The organism is Pseudomonadota bacterium, assembly GCA_011049115.1.
Lineage (GTDB): Bacteria > Desulfobacterota > Anaeroferrophillalia > Anaeroferrophillales > Tharpellaceae > DSCM01.
The window spans coordinates 21,985-32,231 of the sequence record DSCM01000098.1 but is presented as its reverse complement, the minus strand read 5'-3'; the positions used below and the strand labels follow the sequence as shown (position 1 = coordinate 32,231).

At 57.8% G+C, this 10,247-nt stretch carries 10 protein-coding genes; 3 read left to right on the top strand and 7 right to left on the bottom strand.

Features of this window, described 5'->3' with window-relative positions; translation table 11 throughout:
- The coding region (locus ENN66_08840; GenBank protein ID HDS16691.1) for a ferrous iron transport protein B at nt 1–345 on the top strand (345 nt) is incomplete at its 5' end.
- Between the two features lie 199 nt (nt 346–544).
- Here ENN66_08840 and ENN66_08835 read toward each other — a convergent pair.
- From ENN66_08835 to ENN66_08805, 7 genes are all read right to left on the bottom strand, one after another.
- On the bottom strand, nt 545–1,486 hold the full coding sequence (locus ENN66_08835; GenBank protein ID HDS16690.1) for a PHP domain-containing protein: 942 nt from the start codon (nt 1,484–1,486) through the stop codon (nt 545–547).
- 12 nt (nt 1,487–1,498) lie between these two features.
- The gene (locus ENN66_08830) at nt 1,499–1,933 is read right to left on the bottom strand and encodes a rhodanese-like domain-containing protein (GenBank protein HDS16689.1); all 435 of its coding nucleotides are present in this window, start codon (nt 1,931–1,933) and stop codon (nt 1,499–1,501) included.
- Nucleotides 1,934–2,170: 237 nt separating this feature from the next.
- A complete protein-coding gene (locus tag ENN66_08825) occupies nt 2,171–3,502 on the bottom strand; it encodes a sigma-54-dependent Fis family transcriptional regulator (protein HDS16688.1) in 1,332 nt (443 codons plus the stop codon).
- Entirely contained in the window at nt 3,483–5,102 is a 1,620-nt protein-coding gene (locus ENN66_08820; protein ID HDS16687.1) for a hypothetical protein, read from the bottom strand. The genes ENN66_08825 and ENN66_08820 overlap by 20 nt, the downstream gene beginning before the upstream one ends.
- A gap of 47 nt (nt 5,103–5,149) precedes the next feature.
- On the bottom strand, nt 5,150–5,590 hold the full coding sequence (locus ENN66_08815) for a hypothetical protein (protein HDS16686.1): 441 nt from the start codon (nt 5,588–5,590) through the stop codon (nt 5,150–5,152).
- Nucleotides 5,560–6,576 carry an autotransporter domain-containing protein gene (locus ENN66_08810; GenBank protein HDS16685.1) on the bottom strand — a complete coding sequence of 339 codons (1,017 nt, stop codon included), beginning with the start codon at nt 6,574–6,576 and terminating at the stop codon, nt 5,560–5,562. Before ENN66_08810 ends, ENN66_08815 begins: the two co-directional genes overlap by 31 nt.
- Nucleotides 6,577–7,038: 462 nt before the next feature.
- Nucleotides 7,039–7,524 (bottom strand): hypothetical protein, encoded by a 486-nt coding sequence (locus tag ENN66_08805; GenBank protein ID HDS16684.1) that lies wholly within the window; start codon nt 7,522–7,524, stop codon nt 7,039–7,041.
- 601 nt (nt 7,525–8,125) lie between these two features.
- Between ENN66_08805 and ENN66_08800 the strand changes: the two genes are divergently transcribed.
- The gene (locus tag ENN66_08800) at nt 8,126–8,755 is read left to right on the top strand and encodes a TetR/AcrR family transcriptional regulator (protein ID HDS16683.1); all 630 of its coding nucleotides are present in this window, start codon (nt 8,126–8,128) and stop codon (nt 8,753–8,755) included.
- Nucleotides 8,756–8,770: 15 nt separating this feature from the next.
- Nucleotides 8,771–10,210: an efflux transporter outer membrane subunit gene (locus ENN66_08795; protein HDS16682.1), complete on the top strand. Its 1,440-nt coding sequence runs from the start codon at nt 8,771–8,773 to the stop codon at nt 10,208–10,210.
- Nucleotides 10,211–10,247: the final 37 nt, after the last annotated feature.

The window sequence follows — 10,247 nt, the reverse complement described above, 5'->3', positions numbered from 1 at the left end:
TGCGGTTTTGAATGGCGCACCAATATCGCTTTGATCGGCGGTTTCGCCGCCAAGGAGGTGGTCGTTTCAACCCTGGGGACGGCTTACTCGATGGGGGAAACCGATCCGGAGGCCTCCGGATCGCTGGCTCAGCGCCTGGCCCGGGATCCGGCCTGGAGTCCGCTGGTGGCTTTGAGCGCCTTGTTTTTCATGGTTTTTTACGCGCCCTGTTTTGTTACCGTGGTCTGTATCGCCGGCGAAGCCGGTTCCTGGAAGTGGGCCCTTTTTTCCGTGGCCTACAGCACCACCATCGCTTTTATCCTGGCGGTCGGGGTTTATCAGGGCGGCCGCTGGCTGGGCTTTTAAAACCCCCCGCATAACTTTAGCGTTGTTGTTTTCACATCGAGACGTGAAAATCAGGAAGATCGGGGACATGACCTGATTTATGTTGAAAATCAGGATCGTGTCTCCAGGTTTACCGGGAGGGCTGAATTAACACCAACGCTATCCTTCGGCGCGGTTCTTCGGCCGGTCTGAACAGCGAGTTACCCCGCAGGTTGCTTTCTCAGGGCCTGGCCAAGGTGTTAAACCTGGCCTGAAAACGTTCCCAGTCCGCTTGCTCGAGCCCGGCGACGCCGTAAGGGCGTTCCCGCAGGTCGTGCCCGTCGGAACCGCCGCCGACCAAGAGCCCTTGCTCGGCGGCCAGCCTTCTCAAAATCCTTTTTTCTTGCTCCCGGTGTCCGGGGTACTCGATTTCCAGGCCGTCAAGGCCGAGTTTTTGCGCATCCAGCAGTTCCGGCAGGAGTCCGGCGACTACCGGCCAGGGCGGCAGAACCTCGCGGTAGTGTGAGGGGGGGGGAAAAGAGCCCGCCGCCGGATGAGCGAGAAGACTGAGAAAGGGAAATTTCGCACGCAGCGGCGGCACTTTTTCCGGGTCGACGCCCGAAGGGATGTAGGCCGGGCTGTGGTTGGCGATGATCTCATTGACCTGGCCGCGCGCAAGCTGGTGGTTTTCGGCCAGAACCCTGGCGAAATGGCGGCGAGTGACATTGTCCGCCAGGCTTTCCAGCTCGGTCGTGGTCAAAATTCTCTTTAATCGGGGACAGCTTCCGGTGGGGCCGTAAACCCGATTGATGGCGGCCACCCGCTCCCGGGCCAGGGACGAGCCGCGACCGGCGGCGAAAAGTTCCTCCAGCGTCCGGCAAAAAGTCGGTTGTCGCAGCCATTCCGGCTGAAAATAAAGCAGCAGATGCAGGGAACCGACGAACTCAGGTCTTTTAAAGCGCAGGGTCAGCTCCACGCCGGGAATGACCAATATGGCGGCGGCGCCCCCGGCGGCCAAAGCTTCGTCAAGCCCGGCCAGGGTGTCGTGGTCGGTCAGGGCGACCGCCGTCAGGCCTTTGGCCGCGGCCTGGGCGACCACCTCGGCCGGGCTCAGTTCGCCGTCTGAAGCCAGACTGTGATTATGCAGGTCGGCGACAATTTTGCGTGGGGTGGAATCCGGCATCGTTTTATCCTTCTATCTTTCCAGGGGCCGCCTCTCTCTTTCCCATTTGGCCATGTGGCCGGTCAGGGTGATGACGTTTGTAAAACCCAGGCTTTCGAGTTTCCGCCGGGCCCAGGCGGCGCGGGGGCCGTAAGCGCAGTAGATAATCAGCGGCTTTTGGCGGTCGCCGAGCAGCTTCAGCGCCAGGCTGAAATCTTCCCGGTAGTGAAGGTTGATGGCCCCTGGGATGCGCCCTCTTTTATATTCCCGCGCCGTTCTGACATCCAGAATCAGCGGCGCCTCGCCTTTTTCAATCAGTTCCAGCAACTCAGCGCCGGTGATGCTGTCGGTAAAAGACCGGGTTTCAGCCCGAAGAGGGTCGCCCCAGAACAGGTTAAGCAGTAACGGCAAAAAAAGTAAGAGCCGGGACAATATCCTCGGGAGAGGTCGAATTGAAAGTCGGCGCACGGGTTTTCGTCTTTTTTTATGAAATTATATGGATAGTGTTATATTTTGATAGATTCGCGGCTGAAGATAGCTATTATTACTGTTTTAGTCAAGTAAAAACGTAATTATTCGGTCCACCCCGAAACTCGGGCGGAAAATTCGGGGACATGACCTGATTGCCGCAGGAAATCGGGATCGTGCCCCGGATTTTCCGGATTTTCCGTTTATCAGATTTCCCAGGTGTGAGCGCTGCTTGCATCAGGAGCGTCTGATTTTATGTTTGCCGATTTTATAACGCAGAACCCGCTCGCTTAAACCCAGGGCGTCGGCGGCCCGGGTCTGAACCCAGTCGGCGTTTTCCAGGGCTTCGAGCAAGAGCCGGTGTTCCAGGGCGAAGAGTCGCGCTTCCAGGGTGTTGCGGTTGCTTTTTTCGGGAAAACGAATTTCGGTCGGCAGATCTTCGAGCTTGATCAGGGAGCTGCGGGCCAGGGTGGTGCAGCGTTGAACGATATGCTCGAGCTCGCGGATGTTTCCGGGAAAGCCGTAACGGGCCAGGGCGCTCAGAGCCTCGGGCGCGAATTCGATGCCGTGTAGGCCATGGCGCTGCAGCAGCTCCCGAACCAGTTGGGGAATATCCTCGCGGCGTTGTCTCAGCGGCGGAAGCTCCACCTCGATTACCTTGAGGCGGTAAAAAAGATCCTCGCGAAAACCGCCGGCCGCCACCATTTCCCCCAGATCCCGGTTGGTCGCGGCCAGCAGCCGAATATCGACCTCGATTTCCTTTTCTCCTCCGACCCGGTTGATTTTCTTTTCCTGCAGGGCGCGCAGCAGCTTTGCCTGGGTGTTCAGCGGCAGCTCCCCGATTTCGTCAAGCAGGAGGGTGCCGCCGGCGGCCATTTCAAAATGGCCGCGATGCCGCCCGGCGGCGCTCGTGAAGGCTCCTTTTTCGTGACCGAAAAGTTCCGATTCCACCAGATGCTCCGGCATTGCCGCGCAGTTGACGGCGATAAAGGGAGATTCCTTACGGGGGCTTAAGAGATGGAGCAGGCGGGCGATCAGCTCCTTGCCGGTGCCGGTTTCTCCGCGGATCAGAACCGTCCAGGGGGTCGGCGCCGCCCGCCGGACCAGGGAGAGCAGGTTGAGCATGGCCGGACTTTTTCCCACCATTTTCAAGGGCAGTTCCTGCTCCCGGCTCAGAATGCGATTGACCTCCTCGACATCCAGGCTGATCAGCAACTCCTGCTCAAGCTCGCGCAGGCGTTGCAGCAGTCGTCGCAAATCGACCGGTTTTTCAAAAAAATCAACGGCGCCGGCGCGCATCACGCTGACTGCGGTTTCCACTTCTCCGTAGGCGGTGATCATGATGGTTTTCAGTAGCGGGTTGATTTCCTGCAGGACCGGAAGCAAGCCGTCCCCGGTAATATCGGGCAGCCGGTGGTCAAGCAGGGCCAGGTCGATATGCCGTTCGGCGACCGCCGCCCGCGCCGCGCCGCCGTCAGCCGCGAGGCTGACGGTGAAACCCTGTTTTTCCAGAAAGCCGCCCAGCAGCTCGCGCTGGTCGGCTTCGTCGTCAATGATCAGAATGTGCATGAATGTTTTCTTTCACCTTTTCGTTCTGAGCGCCGGGCGCCGGCAGCCGGATGTGCTGGCGCAGGATTCCGGGCGCGGGACTGCTTACCCGAAAACCGCCGCCGTGGGCGCTGATGATACGTTCCACAATCGCCAGCCCGAGCCCGCTGCCCCGGGCCTTGGTTGTAAACCAGGGCTTGACGATACGCTCAAGTTCCGGGGCCGGAACGCGCAGGCCGGGGTTTTCCATGAGCATTTCGACAAAATTATTTCGGTTTTGCAAGGAAATTTTCAACCAACCGCCTTTGGGTTGAGCCTCGGCCGCGTTTTTAAAAAGATTTTCCAGGGCCTGGCCGAGAAGATCGGCGTCCGCCATAATCGTGATCGGAGTTGTCTGAAAAGCGCTTTGCAGACTGATTTCGATGCCGGCCGCGTTTCCATATTCCCGATAGAGGGTGATCAGGTTGTCGAGCAGGGCGACGAGATCCAGCGCTTGTTTTCGAATATGCAGGGGGTGGGCGAAACGGCGCAGATCGCCGACGATATGGTCGGCGCGGCCGACCGCCTGCCGCAGGGCTTCCACCAGCCTGGCGTATTCGGGAGTAAGGCCGCTGTCCTCGAGTTCCAGCCGCTGTAGGCCGATGGCGATGGCGTTTAAAGGATTTTTGATTTCGTGGGCCAGGGCCGCCGCGGCCCGGCCCAGGGCGGCGTCTTCGTGCTCGCGGGCCAGGCGGCGTTCAAAGTCCCGGGCCCGGTGTACGGAGGTCAGCTGGTAGCGGTAGAGAAGCCACGAAAAAAAGATGCCGAGAGCACTCAAAATCAGGGCGAAAAGCAAAAAATCGCGCCACAGGCTTTTTTGCCGGGCAAAGAGAAATTCCGCATCAAAACCGGCGACCAGGGTATGGCCGGACGGCAGCCGGACTTCGACCATCATGTTGGCCGGCAAACGGCGGCTTTCCGGTAACGCGCCGGGCAGGTCCGCCGGTTTCTCAGCCACAATTCCGACCTGGTTTATGCCCGGCAGACCACTCAGGGTCTGTAAAAGTCGCGGTAGACCGACCCGGTCCTGTAATTCTTCCAGCCCCCGGGCATTGAAACCCAGGAGAATGCCGCCCTCGCTCTCCCGGCGGGGATAGAAAAACAGAAACATCCGGCCGGCGGCATCATGGATAAAAAGTTTTTCCTCGGGCCGGCTTTGGCTGAGAAGGGCCAGAGCCTGTTCGCTTTCCCAGCCGGGCGGGCCGCTGCTGCGGTCGAGTTGGTTTCGCAGGGTGATCCCGTTGAGGCCCGATTCCAGGGCCAAGGCGGTCAGTTCTTCTTCGTTGAAAGGTTCAATCGCGGCCAGATAATCCACGAACCGGGCCGAGTTGAACAAAAAGGTGTGGGCCGCTTCGCGGATGGCGGCGGCGGCGGCGACGGCATTGTCCGCGTTGAGTTGAATAACGCGGGCCAGAAGTTGTGCATGTTCCTGGGAATGCCGGTTAAAAGAACGGCGTTCATTCTCCGCCTGACGAAAAAAATAAAGCAGCACGACAAGAATCAGAATGCCGAAAAGGGCGAGGTTGATCAGCCAGAGAGGCGGACCGCTTGGGGCTGAATTCGAGGGCGATTTTTTTTTCATTTCAGGTTTTCCCTGGATCAAGGGGCCGGCGCCGGGCGGTTCTTATTTCAGCGGCCTCCGCCTTTGCCGCCGTGGCCGCGGCCGCCGCGAATCCGTCCCTTGCCGCCGAGCCGGGAGCGGACGCCGGTTGCGTCATGATGGCAAGCCCTGGAAAGGCGAAGGATGCGGCCGTTGGGGTCGGCTTTTTCCCAGATGCGAATATCATCCCCGGGTTTGAGGTTTGCGGGCAGTTCACCGGCGGGGATATCAAGCTCGATGAGTCCTGAATCTGTAGACTTTCGGTCGGGACCGGTCGGCGCGGTTGAAACGCCGGAGCCGGCATTCAGGGCGATTTTCAGGTGAACGATCGGCGGAGTTTCAGTTTCCACCAGGCTGAGGACTCGGCCGCGGGTCAGCTCCCAGGTTTGGGCCAGGCCAGGCCGGCCGCCAAAAATCAGGCAGCAAACGCCCCAGAAGACTAGAATGAGTAGCTTAAGCGACCTTGCCATTGATTTGCCCGAAAATTATCTTCTTCCAGATCAGAGTTTCTTTGCAGCCGACTCCAGCTGCCGGAAATCGTCCAAGGACCTTGCCGCCAGGCGGCGCCGAGAGTGAAAAAATAGTTTTTTTCGCGGCGCTCCTTTTGCTGATAGTCATATTTGTAAGACGAGCGTTCGCCCCCGCCCGCAGCGTTCAGTGAAAGTGTCGGCGTAATCCGCCGGTCCAGACTCAGATTCAGCCCCGAGGTCGTCCGGCTTTCCAGGTCAATCGAAGAGTGACGCTGCTGGTAGAAAATCCCGCCCCCGAGTTCCAGATAGGGGTTGACGGCGTAAGCCGATTCAAACCTGATCGTGGTCAGGCGGTCACTGCGTTCGCCGTTATTATGGCGGGAGCTTCCGGGCTCGCCCCGGCCCGGGGAAAGATCGCCGCGAGCTTGCCGGGTTTGGTTTGCAGTCGGTCCTGAGCCGAGACTCAACTTTCGGTGGAAACCGTCGGTAACATAATCGGCGCAATATTTCTCCCAGCTCAGTTCACAGGCGAAGATCAGATCAAGGCGTAAGTCGAAAGGCCAGACCAGGCGGCCGCCAAGGTTCAGAGCGTCAAAGTCGTTGTCCGGAATCAGCGGGTTACGCCGGTTGTTGACCAGGCTGAAAAATTCCAGGGACAAGGGCAGGGCTTGCAGTCGGCTCGCGCTCTCCAGGCCCAGACCGAGCTGGTAGCGGTCATCTTCTCCATGATAATCACAATAATCGGCAAAGGCAGAGAGGGTGAGCGTCGTGGCTCCGCTTAAGGACCGATTCCACCGAAAATCAATTTCCGCCTGGTTGAAAAAGGCACCCGGGCCGCCTTTGGTCAGCAGAAGGTTATCGTCATAGCCGCAACTGATTCCGGTCTCAAGATTGAACGCAGCGGCCTCAGCGAACGTGAAAAGGCTGATCGCGACCAAAAGCAGCGGGCTTCGCCATCTTTTCAGGCCTTCATAGAACCTTTTCATGCTTTTACACCAGAAAAGGTTTGGGTGGAAATCCTTGTCGGCGGACGCGGCCCGGCATCTTTTGGGTTGCCGGGCCCGGCTCCGCGGGCCCGGTTTTTCAGCGGCATGGTCCGGCCTTGCTGGTGTTTGTCGGCGCGAGCCGGCTTTTTTCAGTCGTGGCTGACGGGTTTGATTGGTTTCAACTTTAGGTTATTTGTCGCGCCGATGCAATTAAAAAATTAATGTCGCCTTTACCGTACCGCGCAGTTCATTTTGGGTTTGAAAGAATCAGAAAGTGAACTGATGGGAGTACTTGTTTGCGACCAGCAGACGTGCCGTCAGGTGCGGGTCGTAAAGAACGCTTGGGTTGCGGGGCTGGTACCCTTATTGGAATCTTCCGGGGACACGATCCTGATTCCTCGACGAAAATCAGATCCTGTCCCCGGAAGAGCGAACGGTTATAGGGTTTTGGACTGAAAGGTTTTACTTCTGGCCCAGGGGACAGGTTCCACCCTTGACGCAGGTTCCCCCATTGACACAGGAGCCGCCGGCTTGCCGGCCGCCTCTCCAGACCGGTCCTTCGGCTGTGCGCAGGGTGATGATCGTGCCGTCAGCCATGGTCAGGCTGATGGCGATCAAACGGGTCGAAGTGTCGCTGAAGGTCACTTCAACCGCATCAAGCTCGATCTCTTCACCGACCTGAGGCTTGACCACACCCAGGGAATTCCAGAAAGCCTGGGAACCGAGACCGTAGACGGTGACGAATTCACCGGCGCCGGTATCGATGGTCAGGCCGGCGCCGGCGATGCCGGAGGCGCTGACGGTTCCCGCAATGTTTACGGCGCTGTCCAGATCAATCTCAAGCATTGATCCGTCCCGCATGCCTTTGCCGTTGCCGGCCCACAGGGCGGAACTGCAGAAAAGAGCGAAAATCAGAGCCAGGGTGATACTTACCAGAGTTTTTTGCATGGTTTTCTCCATTTGTCTATTTAAGGGTTTACGTTCGTTTGCGGTGGTGACTATTTCCCCCGCAGTTTTGCCGAGGCTTAAAAAACAGGTCCGGCCGGACAACCGCGCCTGAAACTTTTTTGTTTTCCGGTCGGACCGGATCCTTCAGGCTGCGGTTTGCTGGTTTGGTTATGAGTATTAGCGAAGAGTGTGCCAACCCTATCGCGTGTTGTAACTATTTGATTGTTCATGTTTTTTTACTTGTTATAAAATTGCAGTGCGACAATCAGGGTCAGGTTTCGACAATCTTGTCGAAATGGTTTTTTCAGGGTCGGAATGAAATTGAGATGATTCGCCCTGTTTTTTTCTTGACAAATTTAAATGGATGTTTAAAGTATCCGTTTGTATTCTTTGCGGCGGCTGAGGTTTTTTTTTTGCGCTTTAGCGAGGATTTGCCGGGGCCAACTCTTTATCCTCGTTGCTTTCGGTATGGATTGCGCCGCGAAAACCCGGAGAATCAAAGGAGCCGCCCTGATTTCTGCGGGAAGTCGGGGCGCGTGTTCCCGGCTTTTCGGGTTGATTGCATAATTACCGGCGGGGTTTCTCGCGGAAGGTTTTATTGATGACGGTCAAGCGAAAAAAAAAGGGCACCCGGCAGCGTCTTCTCGAGAGCGCCGCGATCATTTTTTCCGAAAAAGGCTACGCCAATACCTCGGTGGCCGAAATCTGTGACCACGCCGAAGCCAACATTGCTTCCGTGAATTATCATTTTCGCTCCAAGGAAGCACTTTATCTGGCGGTTCTGAAGTTCACCGGGGAACAGGCGGAAGCCCTCTATCCCTTCAAGCTCGACTTCAGGGACAGGCCGGAGAAACGGTTTTACGATTTTGTCCTGGCCTTGTTGCGGCGGATCCTGAGTGAGGAAACCGCAGGTAATTTTTATGGTCTGGTGGCCAAGGAAATGGTTGAACCGAGCGGGGCCGGCTGCGCTCTGGTCGCCGGTGAGATCTTGCGGCATCAAGGGCTTGTCAAAGCCTTGATTCGGGATGTCTGCGGCCGGGAACTGAATGAAAATTTACTTTTTCGCCTGCTGTTCAGTGTTATGAGTCAGTGCTTGTTTTTAAGCTATAACGAAAAAGGGCGTCGCTATCATCTGCAAAAAAATCCGATCCGGTTTGTCGACGCCGAGCGCTTCGCCCGGCACATCACCGATTTTTCCCTGGCCGGCATCAATTTTTGTTGCCGGGAATGATTTGAAGGTTAACTCATGTCGCATCAGCTGACGAGATTGGGGTTGGGGTTTGCTTTCCTGGCGTTGTTTTCCGGTTGTGTTCTGCGGCCGCAGCCGGAAGTTCGGGGCGCGGCGGCGGTCGCGCTGCCGTCCGGGTTTTCTCTTTACAGCGATGCCGAACCATCGTCGACACCTTGGTGGCACTCATTTAACAGTCCGGAACTCGACTCTCTGGTCACGCTCGCCCTGCAATCTGATTTTACGATCGTTCAGGCTCAAGCCCGTCTTGAACAGGCGCGCTATACGGCTCTGAAGGCCGGCGCCTATCAATTCCCCGAAATCCTGCAGACCGCTACCGGAGACCGGCAAAAAATCGACCGCCAAGGCAGCCCGGCGGTTTCTGAAGATGAGTGGAGTATGGGTTTGAGTCTGTCCTATGAGATCGATCTCTGGGGTCGGGTGCGAGCCCTCAAGGAAAGCGAAAAGGAAAATTTTCAGGCTTCGCGAGCCGATCTGCAGACGGCGGTTCTGGGGGTCAGCTGCGAGCTGACGGAAATCTGGCTCGAACTGATTGAAAATCGTTGTCATGAGGACCTGTTCGAAAGGCAGTTGGAGTTGCAGCGACAACTGCTGCAACTTATAACCCTGCGTTTTCCTCTGGCCCGGGCCACGGCGCTGGATATTTATCAGCAGCGGCAAATTGTCGAAAAACTGGAGGCCGCCCTGATTCCAACCCGTAAGAATCAGTTCGTGCTGCGGCGGGGCCTGGCGCTGTTGGCCGGGCGTGAGCGGCTTGAGGAAGCGTTGGTGGGCGCCCGAGATTTTCCCCGGATCGACTCTCTGCCGGCCCTTGGCCTGCCGGCCGACCTGCTGGCCGCCCGGCCCGATGTTCGCGCCGCCGGCTTGCGCCTGAAATCCACGGACTGGGAGCTGGTCGCGGCCCGGGCCGAGCGGCTGCCGGCGCTGCGTCTGACCTCTTCGGGTCGCTATTTTGCCGAGGCTCCGGCAGATCTTTTTGACAACTGGATTGCCAATCTGGCCGGCAGTCTGAGCGCGCCCCTGCTGGACGGCGGCCGGCGTCGGGCCGAGATCGGCCGGATTCGGGCGCTGGCGGACGAACGGCTGGCCGCCTATCGGCAAATTGTGATCAAGGCTGTGCATGAGGTTGAGGACGCTTTGGTGCGCGAAGCGGAAGCGGCCGCGATTCTGGCGTCATTGCGCCGTCAGCTGGAACTTTCGCGTCAGACCCTGCGTGAAGCCCGGCGGCGCTATCTCAACGGCAGCAGTGATTTTATCAATGTCCTTAATGAAGAGCTGACTTCGTTGCAATTAGAGCACGATATTATCAGTGAAGAGAAACGTTTGCTGGTGGCCCGGGTGGGGCTGCACCGGGCTTTGGGTGGAGCCTGGTTGCAGAGGGTGGCGGTCGGACCCACGGTCGAGACCGTCGGAAACTCCAGCCGGCCGGCGAAGTAATCCTTTTTATAACGATTCAGCCACGTGCTTATGAACT

What these genes read in the sequence shown, in the direction of transcription:
- ENN66_08835 (HDS16690.1), bottom strand. Translation starts at nt 1,486, where the DNA reads ATGCCGGATTCCACCCCACGCAAAATTGTCGCCGACCTGCATAATCAC.
- ENN66_08825 (HDS16688.1), bottom strand. Translation starts at nt 3,502, where the DNA reads ATGCACATTCTGATCATTGACGACGAAGCCGACCAGCGCGAGCTGCTG.
- ENN66_08820 (HDS16687.1), bottom strand. Translation starts at nt 5,102, where the DNA reads ATGAAAAAAAAATCGCCCTCGAATTCAGCCCCAAGCGGTCCGCCTCTC.
- ENN66_08815 (HDS16686.1), bottom strand. Translation starts at nt 5,590, where the DNA reads ATGGCAAGGTCGCTTAAGCTACTCATTCTAGTCTTCTGGGGCGTTTGC.
- ENN66_08810 (HDS16685.1), bottom strand. Translation starts at nt 6,576, where the DNA reads ATGAAAAGGTTCTATGAAGGCCTGAAAAGATGGCGAAGCCCGCTGCTT.
- ENN66_08805 (HDS16684.1), bottom strand. Translation starts at nt 7,524, where the DNA reads ATGCAAAAAACTCTGGTAAGTATCACCCTGGCTCTGATTTTCGCTCTT.
- ENN66_08800 (HDS16683.1), top strand. Translation starts at nt 8,126, where the DNA reads ATGACGGTCAAGCGAAAAAAAAAGGGCACCCGGCAGCGTCTTCTCGAG.
- ENN66_08795 (HDS16682.1), top strand. Translation starts at nt 8,771, where the DNA reads ATGTCGCATCAGCTGACGAGATTGGGGTTGGGGTTTGCTTTCCTGGCG.